We start from the raw sequence: 25,718 nt of genomic DNA, 5'->3' as shown, positions 1-25,718 counted from the left end.
ACGCCTCAGCCGGCCGCGCTGGCGGGCGGCAGCGGCAGCCGGGGCTCGAACTTCGCGCGCTTAACGCTGAAGAAGGCCTTCACGTTGCGCACGTTGGCGTCTTGCGTGAAGAGGCGCTGCACCAGCGCCTGGTAGGCCGGCATGCCTTCCACGTGCGCCACCAGCACGAAATCGGGCCCCGGGCTCACGCGCCACACCTGCTGCACGGCGGCGTCGGCCACGGCGCGGGCCTCGAAGGCTTCCAGGTGCTCGGCGCCCTGGCGGTCGAGCGTGATCTCCACCAGCGCCGTGAGGCCCCCGTGCCCCGCCCACAGGGCCTGTGGGTTCAACAAGGCCACGCGGCGTTCGATGACCCCGCCTTCTTCCAGCCGGCGCACCCGGCGCAGCGCCGTGGCCGGCGAGGTGCCGGCGCGGTCGGCCAGGGCCTGGTTGGTGAGCGAGGCGTCGTCTTGCAGCAGGGCGAGCAGGCGCAGGTCGGTGGCGTCGAGGTTCATGATGAAAGAATAATTCATCATGAGTCAGAATATGAATCTTCAGACGTGCACATCTGCACGAGTGGCGTTTTGCTTCAAAACAAGGTTGATATCGCAAGAAAATGCCGGGCTTCCTGGCCTAGCATGCGCCACTTTTGAGCATCCAGGAGCTTTCCACATGTGTGGCATCGTCGGCGCCGTCAGCAACCGCAACATCGTTCCCATCCTGCTGGAAGGCCTGAAGCGCCTGGAGTACCGCGGCTATGACAGCTGCGGCGTGGCCGTGCACCAGGACGGCGCCCTGCGGCGCGCGCGCAGCACCAGCCGCGTGGCCGAGCTGGAGACCAACATCGCCACCGACGGCGTGGCCAGCGGCACCGGCATCGCCCACACGCGCTGGGCCACGCACGGTGCGCCGGCGGTGCACAACGCGCACCCGCACTTCAGCGCCGGCGCCAACGTCGACGCCATGGCCACCGGCTTCGGCAGCCTGGAAGCCGACGCTGCCAGCACCACGCCGGTGGCGCGCATCGGCCTCGTGCACAACGGCATCATCGAGAACCACGACGAGCTCCGCGCCGAGCTGCGCGAGCGCGGCTACGTCTTCACCAGCCAGACCGACACCGAGGTCATCGCCCACCTGGTGCACAGCTTCTACGACGGCGACCTGCTCGACGCCGTGCAGCGCGCGCTGCCGCTGCTGAAGGGTGCCTACGCGATCGCGGTGTTCGCGCGTGACGAGCCCCACCGCGTGGTGGGTGCGCGCCAGGGCTCGCCGCTGGTGCTGGGCGTGTGCCCTGGCGAGAACTTCCTGGCCAGCGACGCCATGGCCCTGGCCGGTGTCACCGACCAGATCGTCTACCTGGAAGAGGGCGACGTGGTCGACCTGCAACTCGGCAAGGTGTGGATCACCGCTGCCGATGCACAGGGCCGCTACCTGCCCGTGCAGCGCCCGGTGCGCACCGTCACCGCCCACAGCGGCGCGGCCGAACTCGGCCCCTACCGCCACTACATGCAGAAAGAGATCTTCGAGCAGCCGCGCGCGCTGGCCGACACGCTGGAGGGCGTGGAAGGCATCAGCCCCGAGTTGTTCGGCGACGGCGCCTACCGCGTCTTCAAGGAGGTGGACCGCGTGCTCATCCTCGCCTGCGGCACCAGCAGCTACGCCGGCATGACGGCCAAGTACTGGCTGGAGAGCATCGCGGGCATTCCCACCAGCGTGGAGATCGCCAGCGAGTACCGCTACCGCGACAGCGTGCCCGACCCGAAGACGCTGGTCGTCACCATCACGCAAAGCGGCGAGACGGCAGACACCCTGGCGGCCCTCAAGCATGCGCGCAGCCTGGGCATGGAGCACACGCTGACCATCTGCAACGTGAGCACCAGCGCGATGGTGCGCGAGTGCAAGCTGGCCTACATCACGCGGGCCGGCGTGGAGATCGGGGTGGCCAGCACCAAGGCCTTCACCACGCAGCTGGCGGGCCTGTACCTGCTGACGCTGGCGCTGGCGCTGGTGCGCGGCCGCCTGAGCGAGAAGCAAGAGGCCGCCGAGCTGAAGGCGCTGCGCCACCTGCCCGTGGCGTTGCAGGCCGTGCTGGCGCTGGAGCCGCAGATCATCGCGTGGAGCGAAGACTTCGCGCGCAAAGAGAACGCGCTCTTCCTGGGCCGCGGCCTGCACTACCCCATCGCGCTGGAAGGCGCGCTGAAGCTGAAGGAGATCAGCTACATCCACGCCGAGGCCTACCCGGCGGGTGAGCTGAAGCACGGCCCGCTGGCGCTCGTCACCGACGAGATGCCGGTGGTGACCGTGGCGCCGAACGACGCGCTGCTGGAAAAGCTCAAGAGCAACCTGCAGGAAGTGCGTGCCCGCGGCGGCCAGCTCTACGTGTTCGCCGACAGCGACACCCACATCGGCAGCGAGCCTGGCGTGCACGTCATCCGCATGCCCGAGCACTACGGCTCGCTGAGCCCGCTGCTGCACGTGGTGCCGCTGCAGCTGCTGGCGTATCACACGGCCTGCGCGCGTGGGACGGATGTGGACAAGCCGCGGAATCTGGCGAAGAGTGTGACGGTGGAGTGAGGGCCGATTTGCCTCGCCCGGCTGATCCGTGGGAATAACGTCTGTCGGAGATTTAATAGCGTCTGTCGGGATGCGGCCCCTGCGACCGCACGGTTACAAATGACCTCGGCCGCGGTACATGACGCCGGGCCTTCCGTGCGCGGCGGCCGCTCCGCCGACCAGCCGCCGCGCAGTTCTGACTAGACGTCACCCTTCCCCTGGGCGGGCTTGCGTCGCAGGTAAGCCGGCACCGAAGAAGCTTCGGCGAGGCGGAACGCCACGCTCTCGTCCTTCGCCGCCAGCCGGCTGCGCAGCTTGCTGGACGAGTACATCATCTCCTTCATCGCCCGCTCGCGTTCGCGCCCGGCGGCGATAGACCGCATCGCTTCGAGGACCGCCGCCACCCACTCGTTGCCGGCGAACTGCCGGCTGGCGGCCTCCAGCAAGGCGTCGACGCGGGCCCAGTCGCTGGCCGCAGCCGCCTGGCGCATGCCCATCAAGGCCTCTGCAGCGGCCAGCTCCACCAGACGGCGCGTAACCAGTTCGTCATCCGCCAAGTTATCGAAGGCGGCAGACGTCATCACCGGCAACGACAGCCCGACACGCTCCAGCGACACGGCGTCGCCCTCCAGGCTCTGCCCGACCACCGCCACCCGAAGGACCGTGCACAACTGCCCTGCCGACGGCAGTGCACCGGTCGGAACCGTCACTCGCAGCACAGCCCAGGCCTCAGCGCCCCAGGCGAGATCGGGCAGGCGCCATCCGGCGTCAGTCTTTGGCAGCTGGTTCACCATCTCGACGGCGAAACCGTCCGGCACTGATGCTGTCAGGCGCAGGTCGCGGAGGCACAGGTTGCCCAGCAGTTCCAACTCCTGCTGGAACGGCTCCATAAGGTCATCGGCCGTGTCACCGTAGTAGTGGTTGCCGCCACCGGCGCGGGCCATCGCCACCATCAGCTCCTCGTTGAAGCTGTTGCCCAGGCCGTAGGTGCTGGTGGTGACGCCCTTGGCGGCCCAGGCGGCGCACTGGGCGGCGATCTCGCTGGCGTCGGTCACCCCCTCGTTGGCTTGGCCGTCTGACAGCAGGATCACCCGCTTCAGCCCTTGGCCGGACAAGTCGGCCATCCGAGCGGCGATCTACCGCGCCGATCTGGACACCGTTCGGTCAGACTTCTGGGGCGTCCACCAGGTCGTTGTGGCTTCTCTGCCGACACTCAGATTCGACAGCAACGGACGCCACGAGCGGCTGCTTGACGCACCGGCCTGGGACATGGTGATCGTCGACGAGGCCCATCACCTCAACGCGGAGGAGAACAGCGGGAAGACACTCGGTCTGGAGCTTCTGGAGAAGCTCAATGCAGCGGGCAAGGTCGAGTCCTGCGTGCTCTTCACTGGCACGCCGCATCGCGGCAAGGCCTTCGGGTTCTGGTCGTTGATGAGTCTTCTGGATTCGGACCTGTTTGGCCCGCGCCGGAACGAGGGGGCGATGCTGCAAGCCCTTCCTCGGTACCTCATCCGCAACGCAAAGCAGAAGGCGGTCGACATGAAGGGGCGGCGCCTGTTCATGCCCGTCCAGCAGTTCCCGGAGGTGTTCACCTATTCGGACGAGGAAGAGACCTTCTACGAGCTCCTGTCCAGCTTCATCCTGGCCGGGAAGGCCTACGCCTCTTCGTTGGGTCGACTGGAAGGTGGTCAGGTCATCCTTGTGCTCATCGCGCTCCAGAAGCTCGCCTCCAGCTCAATCGCAGCTGTCCTTGCGGCGCTGGATACAAGACAGCGCCGGCTCGCGGCGCTGGCAGCACAGAGTCGCGAGGAGCTCGCCACCGATCTAGGCGAACAGGAGTCCGAAGAACTGGCCCAGGCGATCGACGCGTGGCTGAAGTCGGAGCGCAAGGCCCGTATCCAACTTATGGAGGATGAAGGGCGTCACCTCGGCGAGCTCATCGCGGCGGGGCGAGCCGTGAAGTCGGAGACGCGGATTTCTCGTGTGCTCGAGGTCATCCAATTGCGCTTCAGCGAGGAGCCGGTGCTGCTGTTCACGGAGTACAAGCGCACGCAGGCGTTGATCGTTTCTGCGTTGATGCGGGTGTTCGGCTCCGACTCCGTCGGCTTCATGAATGGCGACAACAGGCTGGACGCGGTCATGTTGCCCGATGGCACCTCGCGCACGCTCTCGGCCCGCCGTGAGGACGTTTGCGATGCGTTTAATGCTGGACGCATTCGGTTCCTCGTGTCCACGGAGGCCGGTGGTGAGGGCATCGATCTGCAGGAGCGGTGCAGTGCACTGGTTCACGTAGACCTGCCTTGGAATCCTATGCGGCTGCATCAGCGGGTCGGACGCCTCAACCGCTACGGGCAACAGCGCCCAGTGCGCGTGGTGTCTCTTCGCAATCCGGATACGGTCGAAGCTCTGATCTGGGGGAAGCTTGAGGAGAAGCTCAACAGCATCATGCGTGCATTGGGTTCGGCCATGGACGAACCCGAAGACCTGATGCAGCTTGTTCTCGGCATGAGCGGCTCGAACACGTTCGATGATCTCTTCGCTGGGGCTGTTGGGCTTCGGAAGGACAGGATCGCCGACTGGTTCGACCAAAAGGCCGGCACTTTCGGAGGAGAGTCGGCGATCAAGACCGTACAGGAGCTGGTGGGCCACGCTTCGAGCTTCGATCTGTCGGATCTGAAGGAAGTGCCGCCACTCGACTTACGCGATCTCTTGCCTTTCTTTGAGAACGCACTCTTCCACAATCGACGTCGTCCCAAAGTCGAAGGGTTGTCATTGAGCTTTCGGACTCCCGACGAGTGGCTCACATCGCCGGCGATCAAGAGAAGCTACGAGAACATCCAGTTCGATCGAACCAAAGGCGCGCACGAGGGCGACCTGATGGGCGTCGGCCATCCGGTGATCGGCAAGGCGCTGGATCAGGCCACCAAGTTGCAGGGGTCGTTCTGCATTGCTTCCGGTCTGGAGGAGCCTCTGCTCGTGTTCGCGGTGATGGACCGCGTCTCAGACAGTACGCGCCAAGCGCGAAGAGTCCTCGCTGGCATTGCCGGGTGGGATGGATCAATGCGCGTGCTGCGAGATTGGCAGGTTCTCAAAGCGGTCAATGAAATCGACACGAGGAGCGAGACGTTAGCGCCCGCACCTGAAGATAGTCGCCGTGGCCCGTGGCTCGCTTCAGCGAGTCAGTTGGCCGATCGTGCCTTGCACGATCTGGCGCTACCCTTTGAGCGGCCGGAATGCCGTGAGATTGCATTGCTATGGCCGAGATAGGCTTGGTAGATTGATCGCGTGCTGCAAAGCCGGATCGCGCTGACTGACGCAAGCTGAGATGGGACTGCGTCGTTGGAACTGAATTGAAACGCCGACAGTTGAGCAAAGGGATTGATGGCCTCCTACACCTTTTTCTTCAACAAGCAGACCTTTGACGGTCGTCGCAGCAGTCTGTCGACGGGCGATGACTGGATCGACTACCTCACTGGAGACGACAGGAGACCCTTGAACACGATGTCTGACGGCGACGAGGTGTTTGTTGTTGGTCTGCTGGATGGCAAGGTGCGCCTTGGTGGTCGCCTGATCGTCGATGGAAAGCCAGTACGACGGGCAGAGGCTGAGCTGAAGCTGGGGCGTCGTGACATTCGAGATGGCGACATCTACCTCATCGGCAAGAGGGACCGTCTTGATAGATTCCGCCCGAATCACTTCCTGGATGCATCCGTGGCACGGGTTCTTGAGCTCTATACGAGCAGCGGGGACCCTGCGAACGTGGACGGCCTGCGCAATGGCAGTCCAGATCCCAACCAGTTCCGGACACCGCTCCGCCTGTCGGAAGAGTCGGCCGCGCAGCTGCGGCGCGCGCTCGAACTGGACACTACTGCGTCGCATCCGGCTGAATCGGAGACTTCAGCGCGTTCTGAAGCGGATGACGACTTAGAAGGCGACGAAGACGAGAGGCAGCAGAGGGCGATCAAGACCCGTCGTGGACAGGCGCGCTTTCGTGAGGCCCTGATGCTGGCGTACAAGCGGCGGTGTGCGATCAGTCGTTGCGCCGTCGAAGAGCTGCTCGAGGCCGCGCACATCAGGCCGCATTCCGAGCAGACCGACTATGCCGTATCGAACGGATTGTTGCTGCGGTCCGACCTGCACACGCTGTTCGATCTCAAGTTGTTGGCGATCGACGACCGTTACCGCGTCCGCTTGTCAGAGAAGCTTCGCAACAGCGAGTATTGGAAGTACCAGGGGCAGGACATCGCGATGCCAGATCGGGTTTCTGACAATCCGGATCGCGACGCGCTCGCACGGAGGTTGCTGGAGCTACGGGGGGCATAGCCCCGCGAGGCCGGGCTTTGCTGATCGCTGCTGGCCGTTCAAGGCATCCGGTTGGTGGCGCCGCTTGATGCGATGCTGTTCGTTTGTCCAGTAGCTCGAGTTCTGAGCGAGCGATCCCCTAAGTTGAGCTGGTTGCAACTAGCGGAGGAACTCGAACATGGACTCGCTGAACACTGTGACCTCTTCGGCTGCGGCTCCGGACGTTGCTGCTGAGCCGCTTTACCTGCATCTCTCGATCACCGATCCCGAGGTGGTCCAGGCACTGACCGAAGCCGGCGAAAGCCGCGAGCGCCAGGAATTGGCCCTGACGGCGCTTCGCATCGGCATCCTCTCGCTCAAGGCGGCGCGCGGCACTGTGGATGGCGCCATGGTTCGGAGCGAGGGCGAGCGCCTGCTCGTGACGCTCGAGGAGCGCCTGTCTTCCCACCGCCAGGTGCTCGACGAGGCCCTGGGCGGCACGCTGCGCGCCTACTTCGACCCGTCCAGCGGCGCGTTCACCGAGCGCGTGCAGCGCCTGCTGCACAAGGACGGCGAGCTGGCCGGGCTGATCGGCGGGCAGGTCGATGCTGCGCGCCGGTCGCTGGACACGCTGTTCCAGCAGCACCTCGGCGAGGACAGCGAGCTGCGCCGCCTGCTCAGCCCCGAGCAGGGCAACGAGTTCATGGCCGCTCTGCACGCCCAGCTGACGCATGCCCTGCAGCGCCAGGGCGATGCCATCACCGCCGAGTTCACGCTCGACCGCCCGGAGAGCGCCTTGAGCCGGCTGGTGCGCGAGCTGAAGGACCGCCACGGCGACCTGGAGCGCAACCTGGGCGAGAAGGTGGCGTCGGTCGTGGGCGAGTTCTCGCTCGACGACGAGAACTCTGCATTGTCCCGCCTTGTCGGCCGGGTGGAGAGCGCGCAGAGCCAAATCAGTGCCCAGTTCTCGCTCGACAACCCGGAGTCCGGCCTGACGCGGATCGTGCAGCGGATCGAGAGCCTCGAGCGTGCGCAGACCGAGCGCTCGCGCGAGTTCGAGCTGCGCGTGACAGGGATCCTGGAGAAGCTGGTGGTCCGGCGCGACGAGTCTCGACGTGGCACGCAGCACGGCAACGAGTTCGAGGCGCGGGTGGGCGAGCAACTGCAAGCCTCCTGCATCGACGGCGACGACGTGCTCGACGCGGTCGGCGCCACGACCGGCACGGTCCCGCGCAGCAAGGTTGGCGACTTCGTCGTCACGCTGGGGCCGGACTCCGCAGCGCCGGGTGCGGCCATCGTCGTGGAGGCCAAGGCCCGCGACGGCATGACGCTCAAGGCCACGCTCGAGGAGGCCGACGAGGCGCGGCGCAATCGGGGTGCCTCGGTGTGCCTGTTCGTCCACGCAGCGCGCACCGCGCCCGTCGGTCTGCCCGAGCTGCGGCGCTGGGGCAACGACATCGTCGTCATCTGGGACGACGACGACGCGGCAACCGACATCCGGCTCAAGGCCGCCTACCAGGCGGCCAAAGCGCTGGCCGTGCGTGCCGGCCGGGACGACGAAGAAGAGGCCGCCAGCCTGGCGGAGATGGACGCGGCCATCGAGGCCATCCGCAAGCAGATTGCCGGCTTCGAGGAGATCCAGACCACGGCGCGCACCGTGATCAATGGCGGCGAAAAGATCCACAACCGCGCCCGGATCATGGGCGAGGAGATCGAGCGCCGGTTGCTGACCCTGCAGGACCACGCCCGCCGCCTGCGCGCTGGCGGAGAGGCCGCCTGATGCAGCGGGTCGAGGGCGAGCGCCTCTACTCGGCGACCGACCTGGTCGCCTTTCTCGAGTGCGAGCATCTGAGCGCGCTCGATCTTCGGGCGCTGGACGACGAGGCCCTTCGCGCCGAACGCAGTCAGGCCGACGAGTCGCAGCAGCTCATCGCCGACAAGGGCGACGCGCACGAGAAGCGCCACCTCGCGGACCAGCACACGCAAGGACGCCAGGTGGTGGATATCGCTGCGGGCGGCGGAAGCATCTCGGACAGGGTGCAGGCGACGCTGGCGGCCATGCGCGCAGGGGTCGAGGTGATCTACCAGGCCACGCTTCGTGACGGCTGCTGGGTGGGGCACGCGGACTTTCTTCGGCGCGTGGATGGCGTGGCGTCGTCGCTGGGCGCCTGGTCTTACGAGGTCGCCGACACCAAGCTGGCGCGGTCACCCAAGGCCAAGTTCCTGCTGCAGCTCGCGTTCTATAGCGACCTGGTGGCCAAGGCTCAGGGCGTCGCGCCGCGTCAGATGCATGTCGTTCTCGGCGATGGCACCGAGCGCAACTTTCGCGTCGCGGACTACGCGCACTACCTCGAGTCGCTGCGGACTCGGTTCCTCGCTGCGATCGAGGGGCTGCTTGGTGCGACCCGCCAGGCCCCCTATCCCGTGCCCTGTGAGCACTGCGACCTGTGCCACTGGAGCAAGCGCTGCGAGAGGCGGCGCCTGGCCGATGACCACTTGTCTCAGGTGGCGGGGATCACCCGGATCCAGACGTCCCGCCTGCAGGAAGCGGGCGTCTCGACCATGGCTGCGCTGGCCGCACTCCCGGCCGATGCCAGGGTGGCCCGGATCCAGCCGGAGACCTTGGTCAGCCACTTGGCCTCGACGCATCACGAGTCGGTGCGGAGCTTCCTCAACGCGCTCATTGGTAAGCGGGCAGCCCTGGACCTTGCAGAGGCGCCCGAGGACGACGCAAAGGCACCCGACTTGGGCATGGGTGACGAGACCTCCGACGGCGCAGCCGCCGTGGAGGCGGGCGATGTGCAGGCGTCCTCAACGAGCGCTTCAAAAGCGGACGCCACCGATGAGTCGAAGCGACTCCTGCAGCAGCGCCAGCGCTACGTTCAAGACACGCAGCGCAGCATCGTCGACGGCGTTGAAGCGTTCCTCAAGACCTTGCGAGAACGGGCCCAGACTCAACCGCTGGGGGTCGTCGACTTGCTACGACTTCGCGCGCTCCTTGTGGTGGTACTGGGCGCGGGGAGCAAGAAGGCCGACCTGCGGCCAAAGGACTTGAACGCCGAAGTTCGCCGCCGGCAGGTGCTGCCGTCCAGAGGCGATGCAAGCTGGCGTGGCCGCATTGGACGACTGCTTTTCGAGTTCTTCCGCGATCACGCCGCGGCAAGACCTCCGCTCATCAAGAGCCTGCACCTGGAGGCGGACGACAACCAGGGGCTTCCAGAGGATGTCCTCGAGTGCTGGGCCACCTGCTTCTGGGCCATGTGCGCCATGCGGGTGGCCACCGACGATGCGGGCGCTGCGTTCGAGGTGACCAGTAGGGAGGCCATGCTTGCCGACGACCTGTACCGGTTCAGCCGTCTGCTGCCGCAGCAATCCCTTGGTGCAGTCGTACAAGATGTGTTCGCCGGCATGAAACGCCGTTATGCGGAGCGGCTTGGTGTGAGCGCTGAGCGACTGGAGCTAGAGCACCGCGCGCTGGTGGACATCGCCTTCGTCCGGTCGGGCGTCAAGCAGGCGTAAGCAGCTGTGCTAACCCGGCGGTGGTCTCCGACGGCCGCTGCGACCGCCCCCGTCTTCTTGAACCCCATCGAGCGGTTGGTCACTCGGAAGTGCCGAGCGAACTGCGCCAACAGCCTCAACCCCATGACCACTGTCCTTGGTATCGACGCCGCCTGGACCACTACGGAGCCGAGTGGCGTAGCGCTCGTCCAGCAGCGGGATCGTCGCTGGCGATACGTCGTCACGGCCCCCAGCTACGAGTCGTTCATCGAACAAGCTGAAGGCGGCGAAGCCCACTGGGGTCGCAGTAGCGTTGGCTCGTCTCCCGATCTGGCCAAGCTGCTGCGGGCAGCAGAACAACACACGGGCGAACACCCGACGCTCATCACCCTGGACATGCCCGTGGCGACCGTCCCGATCGTGCGCCGTCGTACGGCGGATCGTGAGGTCTCGCGATCCTTCGGCGCGAAATGGTGCTCGGCCCACTCGCCTGGACCGATTCGGCCTGGTCCGCTCGGCGCCAATCTCTCCCGGAAGCTCTCCGAGGCTGGCTACCCCATTTCGACGGCAACCACCCCGATCGGCACGCCTCGCCGGCTAGTCGAGGTTTATCCACACCCCGCACTCCTGTCGCTCCTTGGTCGTGACCGAAGGGTTCCTTACAAGGTCGGCAAGGCGTTGAAGTATTGGAAGGGCGCGTCGATCGATGAACGCATCGAACGGCTCCTGCACGAGTTTGCGGCCATCCTTGCCGGCTTGGCAGCCCACATCGACGGCATCGCGATCCCGCTACCCGATGCGTCCGAGGTGCACAGCTTGGCCGCGCTCAAACCCTTCGAAGATGCGATCGATGCGCTGGTGTGCTGCTGGGTGGGCTGCGAGTACCTGGCAGGCAGGTGCTATCCCCTCGGCGATGAGACCGCTGCCATCTGGTGCCCCGTCACGTGACCCAGCCCCGAGGAAGGCCGGACGTCCTGTGGCGTGCTTGACGAGGTCGCCTTAAGCTCACACTATGAGCCAGTGCTCTGCCACCCTCGGGTTGCCGACTGGGAGAGCTTGTATGAACCACCGCGACCGAGTTCTCATGCGCATGCGCCTACTGGACTGCTGGCGTCGCGTCGCCAGGACCATTCGTGGAGGCACTAGCGTCCACTGTGTGGATCCTCGTCGATGCGATGCTCTCTTGAGTTCCGTGGCCGTGGCTGCCGGTACATGGTCCAGCGGTTCGGCCGGCCCAGTGGCGCAGTCGGGGTGTCACCTCGCAACGCCGCAGCCCTCACGCCTTGAAGCTTTGGTCCTTGGCGGTCTGTCCGCCTTCAATGCTTCTCTTCTTGAAGTGGGCATCAGCCCAGTACAACGGCGACGGATGCTTCTGTCCACGCTCAGGCGAGGATTTCTGGATGGGCTTGCACCGCCGCAATATCGCCGCGCCGCGGCATGGGTATTCGATCAGGAACAACGCGAAGCCATGTGCCGGCCCGCGGCTCGGTGAGTCGTGCAAGCGCCGTTGACGTAGCGGCGTCCGGCCTCGCGTCTCGTAGACTGCACGCTCGGCGCGTCGTGTTACAGGTCCCGACCGACGTTGTTCCGAAAATGCAAACTGACCGGCGCCAAGGCTGACCAACCGACAGGCATTTCCCGCATCAAAAACAATGGCGGTTCGTGGGGCCGAGCCGACAGACCTTATTCCAACGGATCACGGCACCACCCGTCATAGGCCGGCGGCCGTCGCTCTGCGCTGCCACACCCGGGTCAACCACCAGCACAGAGCCAGCGTGGCCAGTGCTGCATGGATCAGCCACAGCGCCATCGGGCCCAGCCCAGCGAGGGCCAGGCCCAGCAGCAAAACCCCAGCGGCGGCCGTGAGGGCCGCGGCACGGGGTGTGACGGCCTGCACGGCCGCCGTGCTGCGCAGGCTGGCCTGAACACCGCCCTGCAGGCCGCGCACCCAGGCCAGGCTCCAGGCTGCGGTATGCAGCAGCGTGGCCGCCATCAGACCCTGCAGCAGGGGCAGCACGGTGAGCGCCAGGCCCCCGCCGATCAGCAGCGCGGCGCAGGGCAGGGCTGCGTCCCAGGGCCGCTCGATGCGACGCCACGCACCCGCACAGCACGCCGGCAGCGCCATCGCCGACAGGTGCAGCACCACCACCGTCAGCGGTCTGGCGCCGGCCGGCGTGCACAGCGCCAGCATGGTCGGCAGCCCGGCCATCATCGGCAACATGGCCGCGGCCGACAGGCGCTGCGGCAGATCGGCCTGGGCCCACGCGGCGCGCCAGCCGGCGGCGTCCAGGCCCTGCAGCGCGCGCCACTCGTCCAGCGCGCCCCAGCGGCAACCCTGGCGCGCGGGTGCGCGGTACAGCGTCAGCGCGGCGCCGCCCACCATCAGCCCCAGCGCGGGCAGTGGCCACCAGGCGGGCAGGCCCGCCAGCAATGCAGGAAGCCCGCAGGCCCCCCCGGCTGCCACGCCCGCAGCCGCCGGCACCAGCGCCTGCCGCCATGGTGTGCGTGCAGCTCCGCGCGACAGGCGCACGGTCCAGCTCGACGCGGCCGACGCAGCCGCCCAGCTGCAGATCAACCACAGCGGCTGCGCGCTCGCGGAGGCCAGCAGCAAGACCGCGGCGGCCAGCAGCCAGGCGGCACGCACCGTGCGGGCCGTCAGCGTGCGGCCTGCCTGGGCCTGCAGCACGAAGGCCAGCAGGCCCAGCCACAGCGCCGTCGGCAACAAGCCACCGAACTGCAGCGGCCACAGCTGCGCGCCCAGCGCCCCCAACACCAGCCAGCCGCTGGTGTGCACGGCCCAGGCGATGCTGCGGGCCAGTGCCAGGCGCAGCGCAGCGGCTGCCGGGCCCCTCATGCGGCGCTGTAGCCGTGCAGCCTGTCGCCGCCGCGCGCCGCGTGCACGCTGGCGTTGAAGGACACGATCACACGTTCACGCTCGCCGTCATAGGGCAGCGCCTGGTGCGCCAGCCACGACGGAAAGATCAGCAGCTGCCCCGGCACCGGGGCCACGTCCACATGCGGCGGCTGCAGATAGGCATTGCCCAGGTCGACGTGCGCGCCGCCCAGCGTGGCGAAAGGCGGGCCATAAAAGCGCGTGACGCCGTTCATCGCGCCGTAGACCGGATGGGCCGTGCGCTGCGCCTCGTCGTCCACCTGCACGCAGTAGACACCCGACCACGAACAGTTGCCGTGGGTGTGCACGTCGTGGAAGGCACCGCCACGGCTGGTCTGGAACCACAGGCCCTCGAGGGCCACCTGCAGGTCGAGGCCGCCCACCGGCCAGGCCTGCGCATTGGCCGCGCTCACGGTGTCGCGCAGGCTGGCGACGATGAAGCGCACGAAGGCCTGCCACTCGGGCAACTGCACCCGCGTGAGCAGATCGTCGTCACTCGCGAAGAAGGCCGCGCCCGGGGCCTGGCCGCGGGCGTGCAGCTGGGTGGCCCGCAGCGCGCCGAAGATGCGCACCAGCAGCGGGTTCAGCGCCTCGGCCTGCGCGTGGCGGTGCACGCCCAGCGGCGTGGGCCACAGCAGCTGCAGGCCGGGGTTCATGGCGCCTTCATGCCGGCTTCAAGCCACAGCCAGGGCCGCCGGCCAGCGCAGCACATGGCCGGTGTCGCGCGTGAAGGCCTCCAGGTCTTCGGGCGTGTCGACATCGACGCGGTAGCGCCGGTTGTCGGTGACGAAGGGCGCCACGTCCTGCGCGTTCGCGGCCTGCCATTGCCGGCAGCCGACGTTCGCCGCGCCGGCCAGGATCTGTTCACGCACCCCGTTGCTGAACATCACCGGGTTGCCGCGTTCGCCGTTGACCTGCGGAAAGACGACCGACGTGCCTTCGGGCCGCTTCTTGAATGCGCCGATCAGTGCGGTGATGTCCTGCGCGTTGATCAGCGGCTGGTCGGCCAGCGCGACGATCACCGCATCCAGCTTGCCGCCCAGGGCGGCCAGCCCGAGGCGCTGCGACGAGACCTGGCCGTCGTCCGGGTTCAGGTTGCGCACCAGCGTGACCGGGAAGGTCTGCACCACCGGCTCGATCAGCTCGGCGTGGTGGCCGAGCACGACGACGACCTCGTCGACACCGGCGCCCGACAGCGCGATCAGCTGCCTGCGGATCAGCGGCACACCGCCCAGTTCGAGCAGGCTCTTGGGCTTGTGGCCCATGCGCGAGCCGCTGCCCGCGGCCAGCAGCACGGCGCCCACCACCACGCGGCTGTAGAGACCGCCGCCGCCTTTGAGGATGCATCCCATCAGGCCGCTCTCAGGACTTGCCGCCGCCGCAGCACGAGCCACCGATCACCGGCAGCTCGGGCAGGGGCAGGGGCAGGGGCTTGGGACGAAGGGCGGGCGCCGCAGCCGCTGCCGGTGCAGCGACAGACGCCTCGACAGGCGCCTCGACAGGCGCCCCGGCCGGCGCACCCCGCCGCGCCGCCACCACCGCGGCCAGCACCGACAGCGCGATCTCTTCTGGCGTCTGCGCGCCGATGGCCTGGCCGGCCGGCGCGACGATGGCGTCCACCGCCGCGGCGTCGGCACCGGATTCCAGCAGCGCCGCCTTCAGCACACCGGCCTTGCGCGCGCTGGCGACGAAGAAGACCTGGCGTGCGTGCAGCGACAGCGCGGCGCGCAGCCCCTGCACATCGCGCCGGCCCTGGGTGGCCACGACGACGAAGCTGCCGGGGCCGATGTCGGCGCCGGGCTCGTCGCTGGGGACGACGCGCGTGGCGTCGGGGAAGCGCGCCGCATCGGCCCCCTGGGCCAGCACCGTCACCGGCAGGCCGACACGCGGGGCCAGCGCCGTCAGCGCGGCGGCCAGCGGTGTGTCGCCGATCACCGTCAGGCGTGCGGCCGGCAGCATCGGGTCGACGAAGAGCTCCAGGGTGCCCCCGGAATGGCAGCTCATGCCGAACTCCAGCACATCGTCCAGTTCCCGCACGCTGCCGTCTTCGGCGGGTGCGATGCGGATCACGCGCGCCTTGCCGTCCTGCAAGGCCAGGCGCACCGTGCGCATCACCGCGGGCTGTGCGCAGCCGCCACCGATCCAGCCTTGCTGGATGCCTTCGGCGGTGACGATGGCCTTGTCGCCGGGCTTGGCCGATGCGGGGGCCAGCACGCGCAGCACGCTCACCAGCGCATAAGGCTGGCCCTGCTGCTGCAGGCGCTGCGCGGCGGACAGGATGTCGAGGCTGTTCATCGTGAACGTCCTTTCTTCTTCAATTCAAGGCATCGGCAGCCAGCGCCAGATCGCGCAGGCTGTTCAGGCGGACAAAACGCTGCACCAGCGGGAGCGCGGTCTGCACCGCCTGCGACTGCGGGCGCTGGTCGGCCGGGTGGAACCAGGTGATGCGCGCGCCGCGGCTGCGCACCGCCGCCAGCTCGTCGGCCAGCTGCTGCGGCTCATCGGCATCAAACCCATCGGACAGCACCCACACCTGGGCGCTGCGGTTGAGCTGTGCGCGTGCATGCACGCCGTGGAAGTCGGCCAGGCTGGTGGCGATGCGTGTGCCGCCACCGAAGCCGGCGGTCACCGCGTTGATCTTTTCCTGCACCGTCGCCGAATCGCGCAGCAGCAGCGGCGTCACTTCGGCCAGCCGCGTGTGGAAGACGAAGACACGCGCGCCGATGGCCTGCACGAAGGCGCGCGCGATGCGCAGGAAGAGCTGCGCGTGGGTCTCCATCGAGCGGCTGACATCCACCAGGATGAAGACGCGTGGCTTCTCGCGCCGCTGCCGGCGCCAGGCCGGCGTGATGGGCACGCCGCCGGTCTTCAGGCTGGCGCGCAGGGTGCGGCGCACATCCAGCCGCGCGCCGCGCGGGTCGTCCTGCCAGCGGCGTGTCAGGCGCACCCGCAGGCGGCGGGCGATGCGTTCGGCGAGTTGATCGAGCAAGGCCAGATCCTGCGGCAGCCACTGCGACAGGCCGCGGTCGTGCAAGGCTTCGGTGCGGCTGGCGCCGCCTTGAGCGCGCGGCGCGGCGTCGCTGTCGCTGCCGCCTTCGGCTTCGGGCGCGGACTGCAAGGCCGTGTCCAGCGACTGCCGGCCTGGCGGCGGCGTGCTGCCGTTGTCAGCCAGCGACTGCTGCAGCTGCTGCACCACCTGGCGGATGTCGCGCGCCGGCCGCGTCTGGCCGCTGACACGCACACGCCCCGTGCTGCGGTGGGGCCGCCAGTAGCGGTCGAAAAGCTCGGGCCACTGCCGCCAAGAACGTGCATCGTGGCAGGCGATGGCGCGCCAGGCGGCATCGATCTGCGCGCTGCGCTGCGCCGGCAGCGCCAGCGCGGCGCGCACGAAGGCCTGCTGCTCGGCCACGCCCACCTTCAGCCCGTGTTCACGCAGCAGCGCTGCGAAGCCGGCGATGGCCTGCAGAGGTTCGGCGTGGGTGGCGGCCTGCATGGTTTCAGGCGCCACCCGCCGGCTTCACCGCGACGCCTTCGGTGGCCTGCCGGTGACGGCCTTCCATCAGCTGCCGCACACGATCGGGGCCGAACTGGAAACGGTCTTCGCGCGTCTTCAGCAGGCAGGCCAGCGTGTGGGTCAGCGCATGCGGGTCTTCGGGCACGGCCGCGTGGCCCAGGCGGTTCAGGGCGCGCACCCAGTCGAGCGTTTCGGCCACGCCGGGGGTCTTGCCGAGGTCTTCCTTGCGCAGGCGCTGCACGAAGGCCACGGACTGTTCCACCAGCGCACTTTCGGCGTCGGGCAGCGTGGCGCGCACGATGGCGATCTCACGCGCCAGCGTCGGGTAGTCCAGCCAGTGGTAGAGGCAGCGGCGGCGCAGCGCGTCGCTGAGTTCGCGGGTGCCGTTGCTCGTCAGCAGCACGGCCGGCACGTGGCGCGCCGTGAGGGTGCCGAGTTCGGGCACGGTGATCTGCCAGTCGGCCAGCACCTCCAGCAGGAAAGCTTCGAAGGCTTCGTCGGCGCGGTCGATCTCGTCGATCAGCAGCACGCAGGGCTGCTCACTGCTCAAGGCGGTCAGCAGCGGGCGTTCCAGCAGGTAATCACGCGCGAACAGGTCGGCTTCGCGCACGGCCTGCGCGCTGGTTTCGTGCAAGCGGATGGCCAGCAGTTGCCGGCCGTAGTTCCATTCGTAGGCCGCCTGCGCCAGGTCCAGGCCTTCGTGGCATTGCAGGCGCACCAGCCGCCGGCCCAGGGCCCGGGCCTGGGCCAGCGCCAGCGCGGTCTTGCCGACGCCGGCATCGCCTTCGATCAGCAGCGGGCGCTGCAGCTCGCTGGCCAGCCAGAGCGTGGTGGCCAGCGCCTCGTCGGCGATGTAGCCGGCCTGGTGCAGGCGCTCGCGCAGGCCGGCTTCTCCGCTCATGCGCGCTTGCCGCCGAACAGGCCGGCGAGCCAGCCCCGGAAGACCGTCCACATCAGGGCCAGCGCGTTGAGTTCCTTCACCGGCGCCGGGGTCACCACCACCGCGGCACGCGGCTCGGCCGGCGCTGCGGGGGCGGTGCCGGCGGCCGTGGCCGCAGGCGCAGGCTCGGGCGCCGGCACCGCCGCAGCGGCTGCGCGGAAGTTGTCGGCGAACTGCGCCAGCATGGCGTCGGACACCGGCACCAGCAGCCGGCTGCCGAACTGCGCCAGCTTGCCGCTGACGACGATGGTGGCCTCGCCCACCAGCACCGAAGTGCCGGCCGTGGCCCCGGCCGCCAGATGCGCCTTCAGCTCCATCGAGGCCGAAGAGCCGCTCTTGTCGGCGCCCTTGCCCAGCATCTGCATCGACTTCGCAGCCGCATCCAGGCCCAGCACCTCGATGTCGCCCCCGAACTGCATCACCGCCGGCCCGATCTTGCTTTTCACCGTGCCCTTGTAGTGCGTGGCATCGAGCTGTTCGGTGATCTGCGCACCGGGCATGCAGCGCGCCACCGCGTGGATGTCGCACAGCACGGCCCAGGCCTGCTCGGCGCTGACCGCGAGCTCGTAACGCTTGTCGAGCTTGACCTCCATTTACAGGGCCACTCCGCTCTTCACCAGTTGCTGCCAGACGCGGTAGGCGCTGTGCGGCATGGTCATGTTCGTCACGCCCAGGTGTGCAAAAGCATCGACCACCGCGCTGGTGAAGGTGGGGATGCTGCCGACGTGCGGCGACTCGGCCACGCCCTTGGCGCCCAGCGGGTGGTGCGGGCTGGGCGTGACGGTGTGGTCGGTCTCCCAGTGCGGCGTTTCCACGAAGGTGGGCAGGAAGTAGTCCATCAGCGTGTTGCCCAGCAGGTTGCCTTGCGCGTCGAACGGCATCTGCTGGCCCATCGCGACGGCGAAGCCTTCGGTGAGGCCGCCGTGGATCTGGCCTTCGATGATCATCGGGTTGATGCGCGTGCCGCAGTCGTCCAGCGCATAGAAGCGGCGCACCTTGGTTTCACCGGTGGCGCGGTCGATGTCCACCACGGCCAGGTAGATGCCGAAGGGGTAGGTGAAGTTGGGCGGGTCGTAGTAGTGCACGGCTTCCAGACCCATCTCCAGGCCGGGCGGCACGTTGTTGTAGGCGGCCCAGCAGATGTCCTTCATCGTCTTGTGGCGCGCCGGGTCGCCCTTGACGTTGAAACGGTCGATCTCCCAGTCGAGGTCGTTCTCACCCACTTCCAGCAGGTGCGCCGCGATCTTCCGGGCCTTCGCATGGATCTTGCGCGCTGCCAGCGCGATGGCCGCGCCGGCCACCGGCGTCGAGCGTGAACCGTAGGTGCCCAGGCCGTAGGGCGCGGTGCTGGTGTCACCTTCCTCGACCTGGATCACCTCGCTGGGCAGGCCCAGCTCGGTGGCGATGATCTGCGCATAGGTGGTCTGGTGGCCCTGGCCCTGCGTGATGGTGCCCATGCGCGCGATGGCCGATCCCGTCGGGTGCACGCGGATCTCGCACGAGTCGAACATGCCCACGCCCAGGATGTCGCACATCTTGCTGGGGCCGGCCCCCACCACCTCGGTGAAGGTGACCAGGCCGATGCCCATCAGCGTGGGGCAGTTCGGATCGGCGCGCTTGGCGGCCTGCTCGGCGCGCAGCGCCTTGTAGTCCACGGCAGCCAGCACCTTGTCCAGCGCGGCGTGGTAGTCGCCACTGTCGTATTCGAAACCGAAGGCGCTGGTGTAGGGGAACTGTTCCTTGCGGATGAAGTTCTTGGCGCGGATCTCGGCCTTGTCCATGCCCAGCTTCTGGGCCAGCACATCGACCATGCGCTCGATCAGGTACACCGCTTCGGTGACGCGGAAGCTGCAGCGGTAGGCCACGCCGCCTGGCGCCTTGTTGGTGTACACGCCCTTGACGCTGGCGTGCGCGGCCGGGATGTCGTAGCTGCCGCTGCAGATGTGGAAGAGGCCGGCAGGGAACTTGGTCGGGTCGGCGCAGGCGTCGAAAGCGCCGTGGTCGGCCACGACATTGACGCGCAGCCCGGTGATCTTGCCGTCGGGTGTGGCGGCGATCTCGCCGTCCATGTGGTAGTCCCGTGCAAAGGCCGTGGAGCTGATGTTCTCGATGCGGTCTTCCACCCACTTCACCGGCTTGCCCAGCACGATGGACGAGACGATGGCGCAGACATAACCCGGGTAGATGCCGACCTTGTTGCCGAAGCCGCCGCCGATGTCGGGGCTGACGATGCGCACCTTGCTCTCGGGGATGCCCGACAGCAGGCTGACCACCGTGCGCACGACGTGCGGCGCCTGGCTGGTGATGTAGGTGGTGAGCTCGCCGCGCACCGGGTCGAAGCTGGCCACGCAGCCGCAGGTCTCCAGCGGGCAGGGGTGCACACGCGGGTAGAAGATGTGTTCCTTCACCACCACCGGCGCGGCAGCGAAGGCAGCGTCGGCCGCAGCCTTGTCACCGGCCTCCCAGGTGAAGATGTGGTTGTGGTGTTCACGCGGGCCGTGGGCGCCGCTGGTCTTGCCGGCCAGGTCTTCACGCAGCACCGGGGCGCCGGGCTGCAGCGCCTCGTACGGGTCCATGACCACCGGCAGTTCTTCGTATTCGACCTGCACGGCCTCCACGCCGTCGGCCGCGGCGTAGCGGTCTTCGGCGATGACGACGCAGACCTCCTGCATCTGGAAGTGCACCTTCTCGTCGGCCAGCACGGCCGCAACGTCGCCGGCCAATGTCGGCATCCAGTGCAGCTTCAGCGGCTTCAGGTCGTCGGCGGTCAAGACCGCGATCACGCCGGGGACGGCCAGCGCAGCGCTCTTGTCGATGCTCTTGATGCGGGCATGGGCGTAGGGGCTGCGCACGATGTCCATGTGCAGCATGCCGGGCATCTTGATGTCGTCGACGTAATTGCCCTTGCCCTGGATGAAGCGCGCGTCTTCCTTGCGCAGGCGGCTGTCGCCCAGGCCTTGCAGCGCGTCCTTGCGTTCGAGCACGGTCGGATCAACAGGAGCATTCATGCGGCCACCTTCTCGTTCTGTTGCAGCTTGGCCGCGGCGTACTGCACGGCCTTGACGATGTTCTGGTAACCCGTGCAGCGGCACAGGTTGCCGGCCATGCCGGCGCGGATCTCGGCTTCGCTCGGGTTCGGGTTCTCCTGCAGGAAGCGGTAGGCGCGCATCAGCATGCCCGGCGTGCAGAAGCCGCATTGCAGGCCGTGTTCCTTGTAGAAGCCTTCCTGCACGGCGTGCAGCACGCCGGCGTTCGCCAGGCCTTCCACGGTCAAGACCTCAGAGCCGTCGCACTGCACCGCCAGGTGGGTGCAGCTCTTGACGCTCTGCCCGTCGATGTCGACGGTGCAGGCGCCGCAATGGCTGGTTTCGCAGCCGATGTGCGCGCCGGTCAGGCTGAGTTCTTCACGCAGGAAGTGGATCAACAGCGTGCGCGGCTCGACCGCCTTCTCCTGCGTGCGGCCGTTGACCTTCACGCTGATCAGTTTCTTCGCCATGGGTGTGCTCCTTGAAGTTCAGCTGCAGCGCGCAGCGGCAGCCTGGATCGCGCGCTTGACCATCTGGCCGGCCATCGCGGTCTTGTAGGCGATGTCGCCGCGCAGGTCTTCGGCGGGGTCGGCGGCGGTCTGGGCCGCCTGGGCCGCGGCAGCGATCGAAGCGGCGCTGAGCGGCTGGCCCAAGAGCGCGGCTTCGGCGGCGGGCACGCGGATGGCCATCGGCGCCAGGTTGGTCAGCGCGATGCGCACATGGCTGACGCTGCCGCCGCTCAGGCGCAGCACCACGGCGGCGCCGGCCGTGGCCCAGTCGCCGGTCTTGCGCTTGAGCTTTTCGTAGGCCCAGCCGGTGCCGGGTGCAAAAGCCGGCACCCGGATGGCGACCATGATCTCGTCTTCGGCCAGCGCGGTGGTGTAAGTGCCGAGGAAGAAGTCGGCGGCCTTGACACTGCGCTTGCCCTGGGGGCCTTGCAGGTCGAAGGTGGCATCCAGTGCCAGGCTGATGGCCGGATGGTCGTTGCCCGGGTCGCCGTGCGCGATGTCGCCACCGATGGTGCCGCGGTTGCGCACCTGCGGGTCGGCGATCTGCTTGGGCGCATCGGCCAGCAGCGGCACCTTGGCCTGCAGCAGGGGGCTGGCGATCAGCTCGTTCTCGACCGTCATCGCGCCGATCACGACCTCGTTGCCCTCTTCGCGAATGCCGCGCAGTTCGGGGATGCGGTTGATGTCGATCAGGTGCGCCGGCTGGGCGAAGCGCAGCTTCATCATCGGCAGCAGGCTGTGGCCGCCGGCCAGCAGCTTGGCATCGCTGCCCAGACTGCCGAGCAGCGCAATCGCTTCATCCACGGTGCGGGGCGCGTGGTAATCGAAGGCGGGTGGGATCATCGAAGGCGTCTCCAGCTGGTGTGTTTTTAGCGGGAGGCCATTCTTGACTTGATGTCCAAAGGCGCGCTGGCGCCGGGACTGTGGGTGGCGGCGCCCGAGAGCGCGCCAAGCGCCGCGTTTCTGCACGAACTGCAGTTGCGCTGCACGAAGCGAAGCCGGGCCGGTTTGCGGCCCGCTGCACTACGGGAAAGTCCTGCCCCGGACTAACCCTGGGCCCAGCCTGGGCTGGAGCCTGGCCTAAGTCTGGCGCGTGGCCACCGAAGCCGGCGCGATGCCCAGCCGGGCCATCAAGGCGCTGCTGCTGGTGCGCGAGACCGGCACCTCGGTGGTGTCGCCGCGCAGGGTCAGCACCAGCCGGCCGTCCACGCGCAGCAGTTGCGTGACATGGCGCAGATTGACGATGTGACTGCGGTGCACGCGCATGAAGTGCTCGGCGTCCAGCCGCGTTTCCAGGTCGCCGATGCTGAGGTTGCAGAACTGGTTGGCCTCGGCGGTGACGACGCGCGTGTAGTGGCCGTCGCTGTTCAGCCGCAACACCTCGTCGGCCTCGACGAAGACGATCTTCTGGCCGGAGACCGTGGGAATCTTCTGCAGCTGGCGCCGCACCACGGCCTGGGCATCGGGCCCCGGCTGCTCGTTGGCGGCCACCAGCTCGGTGATGTCGTAGAAGACCAGCACATAGCCTGTGGGTCGCTGTTCGCCGTCAGCCGTGCGCGCCACCTTGATCAGCAGCACCCGTTCGGGGATGTTGATGATCATCGTCATCGGCGGCGGGTTGGCCACCGGGCAGGAAGCTGCCTGATCGAGCAGGAATTCGACCTTGGGCTGCGAGCGTTCGGGGTGGAAGCTCAGCACCATGCGGTTGAAGGGCTGCATGCGGTCGACCGGCAGCACACGCCGCGCGAACTCGTTCATGCCGGTCACGTGGCGCGCGTTGTCGAGGTGGACCACGCCCACGTCGAAGCGTTCCAGCAAGTACAGCGGCGAGACGGCAGGGGCCATGGGTTCCAGGCGAGCGGCAACGGCGCGGATTGAAACACGGCGCCGCAGCCCGCACTACCGGGCGCTGCCGCCGCGCGAGCGCGCAACGACGGCGCATTGCACGCGGTGCTGCAGAACAGCCTCGCCCGGCACATGGAGGCGCTCGCTCGCCAGGGTAGCTGGTCGTGGACACGGGGCAGACCTGCCCTGGCCGAGCTGGACAAGCTTCAACACGAGGTGCAGCAGCACGCCACGGCTCTCGTCACACCAGCAGCAGGCTGATCTGACCCCGGCAGCTGGCGAGGTCGTGGATCACGTCGTCCTGCGGTTCGATGAAGCGCAGCGTGGCGTGTTTGTCCACGAACCAGTTCACGGCGTGGTAGCCATCGACCCAGTCGAAATTGCCCCAGACCATGCCCACGCAGAGGCCGAACTTCATGGCGGCTGATTGGTAGGCGTGGACCGACATCTCGGCCTTGAGGACGTAGGCAAAGTCGTCGCAGTCGAAGCGCTCTTCCAGCCACTTCTCGCGGTCGAGTCGGCTGGCCGCCAGGATGTCTTGAACCTCCTTCAGCGTCGGCAGGTAGAAGGAGCCATCGCCGAAGCGGATGCCGGGATCGTCGGACAACTTCCCCTGCAAGAGCTGTCTGACGAGCCCGTCCAGCGAACTGGCCGGCGCGACAACGCCTTCGGGGCCGGCGCCGGGTGCCAACAGGGCGGTTGTGGCGGCAGGCGCCAGCGGGGCCACGCGGCGTCCGACCAGACGGCCAGTGATGCGGGTGCCTAGTGCTGTCATGGATGTCTCCGTTGCGGGTGGGATGAAGAGGGATGGGCAGACCCAGCGCGCTTGCGTTGTCCGCGAGCCGGTGTCTTGAGGCGATGCAGCCCTGTGCGTCTGCCAAGGGCGGTCACCGGTCAGGTGGCGGTGCTTGCATTCTTGGGCTCCAGGTCTGGACGTGGCTTCCGCAAGCTTGACGAGGCGGGAACGCGGCTCAAGCCCTCTGCTTTCCCCGCCGGCCGCAGCGCCACAATGGCCGATGCCTGCTGTTCTGCCCGCTGTTTTGCGTGCCGCCTGCTTCGCCCTTGTGGGCCTGGCCCTCGCGTTGCGCGCCCTGCCGGCGGCGGCCGCCGAGCCGATTCAGGTGGGCTCGAAGCGTTTCACCGAGAGCTACGTGCTCGGCGAACTGGCGCGCCTGGCGCTGCAGCAAGGCGGCGTGGCCGCGGTGCACCGCCAGGGCCTGGGCAACACGGCCATCCTCGAGCAGGCGCTGCGCAGCGGGCAGATCGACCTCTACCCCGAGTACACCGGCACCATCGTCCGTGAACTTCTCAAGCGCCAGCCCGCGCCCGGCGCGCCGCCGCCCACGCTGGCCGAGCTGAACACTTGGCTGGCGCCGCTGGGCCTGAAGGCCGCGGTGCCGCTGGGCTTCAACAACAGCTATGCGCTGGCGCTGCGCGAGGCCGATGCGCAACGGCTTGGAGTGGCCACGCTTTCGGCCGTGGCGGCCTTGCCCGCCGCCACGGCCGCGCGGTTGCGGCCGGGCCTCTCGCATGAGTTTCTCGTGCGGGCCGATGGCTGGCCCGGGCTGCAGCAGCGCTACGGCCTGCAGCCGGCCGCGCCGCGCGCGCTCGACCACGGCCTGGCCTACCAGGCCCTGGCGCAAGGCCAGGTGGACCTGATCGACGTCTACAGCACCGATGCGCAGATCGGCCGCCTGGGCCTGCGCGTGCTGCGCGACGACCTGGGTTTCTTCCCGCGCTATGACGCGGTGCTGCTGATGCGCGCCAACCTGCCCGCCGCGGCGCTGGCCGCGCTGGCGCCGCTGCAGGGGCACATCGACGAGGCCGCGATGATCGCGATGAACGCGGCGGTGGAGATCGACGGGCGGCCTTTCGCCGAGGTGGCTGGCGCCTTCCTGCGCACAGGCCCCGCCGCGGCGCCGGCAGCGCCCGGCCTTCTGGCCCTGATCTTCGCGCCCGATCTCGGCCGCCTGCTGGGGCAGCACCTGGCGCTGGTGGCCGGCTCGGTGCTGATGGCGGTGGGCCTGGGCGTGCCGCTGGGCGTGCTGGCGCAGCGCCGTGCGCGCCTGGGCGCTTGGGTGATGGCGGCGGTGGGCCTGCTGCAGACGCTGCCCTCGCTGGCGCTGCTGGCCTTCCTGATCGCGTGGCTGGGCCGCATCGGCTTCCTGCCAGCGCTGCTGGCGCTGTTTCTCTACGCGCTGTTGCCCATCGTGCGCAACACCGTCGCCGGTCTGGCCAGCGTGCCCGCGGGCCAGCGCGACGCGGCGCGTGCGCTGGGCCTGCGCCCCTGGGCGGCCTGGCGCTGCGTGGAACTGCCGCAGGCCCTGCCCACGCTGCTGGCCGGCATCGGCACGGCGGCCGTCATCAACGTGGGCACGGCCACGGTGGCGGCCTTCGTGGGCGCAGGCGGCCTGGGCGACCGCATCGTGGCCGGGCTGGCCGTCAACGACACCCAACGCATGCTGGCCGGGGCCATCCCGGCGGCGCTGCTGGCGCTGGCCGTGCAGGCGGCGCTGGCGGGGCTGCAGCGGTGGCTGGTGCCCGCGCCGCTGCGCGGGGCGCCGCAGCGCCCTGGCGCGGCCTAGCCGTTGTGGGGGGGGCTGAACCTGTCGGCGCAGCCCATGTCGGCTCGTGCGCGAGCCGACTGTGGCTCCGACGGTGAGGGTGCATGCGGGTG

22 protein-coding genes are annotated in these 25,718 nt (G+C 68.3%); 7 read left to right on the top strand and 15 right to left on the bottom strand.

What is annotated here, in order from left to right:
* Nucleotides 1–5: 5 nt before the first annotated feature.
* A complete protein-coding gene (locus EOE66_RS08000) occupies nt 6–512 on the bottom strand; it encodes an Lrp/AsnC family transcriptional regulator (protein ID WP_164885029.1) in 507 nt (168 codons plus the stop codon).
* A 139-nt stretch (nt 513–651) separates the two neighbouring features.
* On the opposite strand from EOE66_RS08000, the gene glmS reads away from it, so the two are divergent.
* Nucleotides 652–2,553 carry a glutamine--fructose-6-phosphate transaminase (isomerizing) gene (gene glmS / locus EOE66_RS07995; protein WP_128228124.1) on the top strand — a complete coding sequence of 634 codons (1,902 nt, stop codon included), beginning with the start codon at nt 652–654 and terminating at the stop codon, nt 2,551–2,553.
* 179 nt (nt 2,554–2,732) lie between these two features.
* On the opposite strand, the gene EOE66_RS07990 is transcribed toward glmS, so the two are convergent.
* The gene (locus EOE66_RS07990; protein ID WP_128228123.1) at nt 2,733–3,656 is read right to left on the bottom strand and encodes a vWA domain-containing protein; all 924 of its coding nucleotides are present in this window, start codon (nt 3,654–3,656) and stop codon (nt 2,733–2,735) included.
* Here EOE66_RS07990 and EOE66_RS07985 point away from each other — a divergent pair.
* The 5 genes from EOE66_RS07985 to EOE66_RS07965 all read left to right on the top strand — a co-directional run bounded on the left by EOE66_RS07985 (nt 3,538) and on the right by EOE66_RS07965 (nt 11,262).
* Complete coding sequence (locus tag EOE66_RS07985; protein ID WP_245478967.1) at nt 3,538–5,802, top strand: helicase-related protein; 2,265 nt, start codon at nt 3,538–3,540, stop codon at nt 5,800–5,802. The genes EOE66_RS07990 and EOE66_RS07985 overlap by 119 nt on opposite strands.
* 114 nt (nt 5,803–5,916) lie before the next feature.
* Nucleotides 5,917–6,858: an HNH endonuclease gene (locus EOE66_RS07980; RefSeq protein ID WP_128228121.1), complete on the top strand. Its 942-nt coding sequence runs from the start codon at nt 5,917–5,919 to the stop codon at nt 6,856–6,858.
* Nucleotides 6,859–7,015: 157 nt separating this feature from the next.
* Complete coding sequence (locus EOE66_RS07975) at nt 7,016–8,596, top strand: hypothetical protein (protein WP_128228120.1); 1,581 nt, start codon at nt 7,016–7,018, stop codon at nt 8,594–8,596.
* Entirely contained in the window at nt 8,596–10,335 is a 1,740-nt protein-coding gene (locus EOE66_RS22510) for a TM0106 family RecB-like putative nuclease (protein WP_128228119.1), read from the top strand. The genes EOE66_RS07975 and EOE66_RS22510 overlap by 1 nt, the downstream gene beginning before the upstream one ends.
* 57 nt (nt 10,336–10,392) lie before the next feature.
* Entirely contained in the window at nt 10,393–11,262 is an 870-nt protein-coding gene (locus EOE66_RS07965) for a DUF429 domain-containing protein (protein WP_164885027.1), read from the top strand.
* Between the two features lie 328 nt (nt 11,263–11,590).
* Here the strand turns inward: EOE66_RS07965 and EOE66_RS07960 are convergent, their stop codons facing one another.
* The 13 genes from EOE66_RS07960 to EOE66_RS07900 all read right to left on the bottom strand — a co-directional run bounded on the left by EOE66_RS07960 (nt 11,591) and on the right by EOE66_RS07900 (nt 23,816).
* Entirely contained in the window at nt 11,591–11,773 is a 183-nt protein-coding gene (locus EOE66_RS07960) for a hypothetical protein (protein WP_128228117.1), read from the bottom strand.
* A gap of 252 nt (nt 11,774–12,025) precedes the next feature.
* Nucleotides 12,026–13,168 (bottom strand): hypothetical protein, encoded by a 1,143-nt coding sequence (locus EOE66_RS07955; protein ID WP_128228116.1) that lies wholly within the window; start codon nt 13,166–13,168, stop codon nt 12,026–12,028.
* Nucleotides 13,165–13,863 (bottom strand): putative 2OG-Fe(II) oxygenase, encoded by a 699-nt coding sequence (locus EOE66_RS07950; protein ID WP_128228115.1) that lies wholly within the window; start codon nt 13,861–13,863, stop codon nt 13,165–13,167. Before EOE66_RS07950 ends, EOE66_RS07955 begins: the two co-directional genes overlap by 4 nt.
* A gap of 18 nt (nt 13,864–13,881) precedes the next feature.
* Nucleotides 13,882–14,559, bottom strand: coding sequence for a nucleotidyltransferase family protein (locus EOE66_RS07945; RefSeq protein WP_128228114.1), 678 nt, complete (start codon nt 14,557–14,559; stop codon nt 13,882–13,884).
* Between the two features lie 10 nt (nt 14,560–14,569).
* On the bottom strand, nt 14,570–15,502 hold the full coding sequence (locus EOE66_RS07940) for an XdhC family protein (RefSeq protein WP_128228113.1): 933 nt from the start codon (nt 15,500–15,502) through the stop codon (nt 14,570–14,572).
* A gap of 19 nt (nt 15,503–15,521) precedes the next feature.
* Nucleotides 15,522–16,700 carry a VWA domain-containing protein gene (locus EOE66_RS07935; protein WP_128228112.1) on the bottom strand — a complete coding sequence of 393 codons (1,179 nt, stop codon included), beginning with the start codon at nt 16,698–16,700 and terminating at the stop codon, nt 15,522–15,524.
* Nucleotides 16,701–16,704: 4 nt separating this feature from the next.
* Nucleotides 16,705–17,622, bottom strand: coding sequence for an AAA family ATPase (locus EOE66_RS07930; RefSeq protein ID WP_128228111.1), 918 nt, complete (start codon nt 17,620–17,622; stop codon nt 16,705–16,707).
* Nucleotides 17,619–18,254, bottom strand: coding sequence for an SRPBCC family protein (locus EOE66_RS07925; RefSeq protein ID WP_128228110.1), 636 nt, complete (start codon nt 18,252–18,254; stop codon nt 17,619–17,621). The genes EOE66_RS07930 and EOE66_RS07925 overlap by 4 nt, the downstream gene beginning before the upstream one ends.
* The gene (locus EOE66_RS07920) at nt 18,255–20,669 is read right to left on the bottom strand and encodes an aerobic carbon-monoxide dehydrogenase large subunit (protein WP_128228109.1); all 2,415 of its coding nucleotides are present in this window, start codon (nt 20,667–20,669) and stop codon (nt 18,255–18,257) included.
* Nucleotides 20,666–21,157 (bottom strand): (2Fe-2S)-binding protein, encoded by a 492-nt coding sequence (locus EOE66_RS07915; RefSeq protein WP_128228108.1) that lies wholly within the window; start codon nt 21,155–21,157, stop codon nt 20,666–20,668. The genes EOE66_RS07920 and EOE66_RS07915 overlap by 4 nt, the downstream gene beginning before the upstream one ends.
* An 18-nt stretch (nt 21,158–21,175) precedes the next feature.
* Nucleotides 21,176–22,039 (bottom strand): FAD binding domain-containing protein, encoded by an 864-nt coding sequence (locus tag EOE66_RS07910; RefSeq protein WP_128228107.1) that lies wholly within the window; start codon nt 22,037–22,039, stop codon nt 21,176–21,178.
* A gap of 237 nt (nt 22,040–22,276) precedes the next feature.
* On the bottom strand, nt 22,277–23,041 hold the full coding sequence (locus EOE66_RS07905; protein WP_128228106.1) for a LytTR family transcriptional regulator: 765 nt from the start codon (nt 23,039–23,041) through the stop codon (nt 22,277–22,279).
* A 241-nt stretch (nt 23,042–23,282) separates the two neighbouring features.
* Entirely contained in the window at nt 23,283–23,816 is a 534-nt protein-coding gene (locus EOE66_RS07900) for a lectin MOA-related protein (protein WP_128228105.1), read from the bottom strand.
* 241 nt (nt 23,817–24,057) lie between these two features.
* On the opposite strand from EOE66_RS07900, the gene EOE66_RS07895 reads away from it, so the two are divergent.
* On the top strand, nt 24,058–25,626 hold the full coding sequence (locus EOE66_RS07895) for a glycine betaine ABC transporter substrate-binding protein (protein WP_128228104.1): 1,569 nt from the start codon (nt 24,058–24,060) through the stop codon (nt 25,624–25,626).
* Nucleotides 25,627–25,718 lie beyond the last annotated feature (92 nt).

It is taken from the genome of Rubrivivax rivuli, assembly GCF_004016505.1.
Classification (GTDB): Bacteria; Pseudomonadota; Gammaproteobacteria; order Burkholderiales; family Burkholderiaceae_C; genus Rubrivivax; species Rubrivivax rivuli.
This window is presented reverse-complemented; position numbering and strand designations above follow the sequence as displayed.

Coding starts and splice junctions, on each gene's coding strand:
- EOE66_RS08000 (WP_164885029.1), bottom strand. CDS start 512: ATGAATTATTCTTTCATCATGAACCTCGACGCCACCGACCTGCGCCTG.
- glmS (WP_128228124.1), top strand. CDS start 652: ATGTGTGGCATCGTCGGCGCCGTCAGCAACCGCAACATCGTTCCCATC.
- EOE66_RS07990 (WP_128228123.1), bottom strand. CDS start 3,656: ATGGCCGACTTGTCCGGCCAAGGGCTGAAGCGGGTGATCCTGCTGTCA.
- EOE66_RS07980 (WP_128228121.1), top strand. CDS start 5,917: ATGGCCTCCTACACCTTTTTCTTCAACAAGCAGACCTTTGACGGTCGT.
- EOE66_RS07975 (WP_128228120.1), top strand. CDS start 7,016: ATGGACTCGCTGAACACTGTGACCTCTTCGGCTGCGGCTCCGGACGTT.
- EOE66_RS22510 (WP_128228119.1), top strand. CDS start 8,596: ATGCAGCGGGTCGAGGGCGAGCGCCTCTACTCGGCGACCGACCTGGTC.
- EOE66_RS07955 (WP_128228116.1), bottom strand. CDS start 13,168: ATGAGGGGCCCGGCAGCCGCTGCGCTGCGCCTGGCACTGGCCCGCAGC.
- EOE66_RS07950 (WP_128228115.1), bottom strand. CDS start 13,863: ATGAACCCCGGCCTGCAGCTGCTGTGGCCCACGCCGCTGGGCGTGCAC.
- EOE66_RS07945 (WP_128228114.1), bottom strand. CDS start 14,559: ATGGGATGCATCCTCAAAGGCGGCGGCGGTCTCTACAGCCGCGTGGTG.
- EOE66_RS07940 (WP_128228113.1), bottom strand. CDS start 15,502: ATGAACAGCCTCGACATCCTGTCCGCCGCGCAGCGCCTGCAGCAGCAG.
- EOE66_RS07935 (WP_128228112.1), bottom strand. CDS start 16,700: ATGCAGGCCGCCACCCACGCCGAACCTCTGCAGGCCATCGCCGGCTTC.
- EOE66_RS07930 (WP_128228111.1), bottom strand. CDS start 17,622: ATGAGCGGAGAAGCCGGCCTGCGCGAGCGCCTGCACCAGGCCGGCTAC.
- EOE66_RS07925 (WP_128228110.1), bottom strand. CDS start 18,254: ATGGAGGTCAAGCTCGACAAGCGTTACGAGCTCGCGGTCAGCGCCGAG.
- EOE66_RS07920 (WP_128228109.1), bottom strand. CDS start 20,669: ATGAATGCTCCTGTTGATCCGACCGTGCTCGAACGCAAGGACGCGCTG.
- EOE66_RS07915 (WP_128228108.1), bottom strand. CDS start 21,157: ATGGCGAAGAAACTGATCAGCGTGAAGGTCAACGGCCGCACGCAGGAG.
- EOE66_RS07910 (WP_128228107.1), bottom strand. CDS start 22,039: ATGATCCCACCCGCCTTCGATTACCACGCGCCCCGCACCGTGGATGAA.
- EOE66_RS07905 (WP_128228106.1), bottom strand. CDS start 23,041: ATGGCCCCTGCCGTCTCGCCGCTGTACTTGCTGGAACGCTTCGACGTG.
- EOE66_RS07900 (WP_128228105.1), bottom strand. CDS start 23,816: ATGACAGCACTAGGCACCCGCATCACTGGCCGTCTGGTCGGACGCCGC.
- EOE66_RS07895 (WP_128228104.1), top strand. CDS start 24,058: ATGCCTGCTGTTCTGCCCGCTGTTTTGCGTGCCGCCTGCTTCGCCCTT.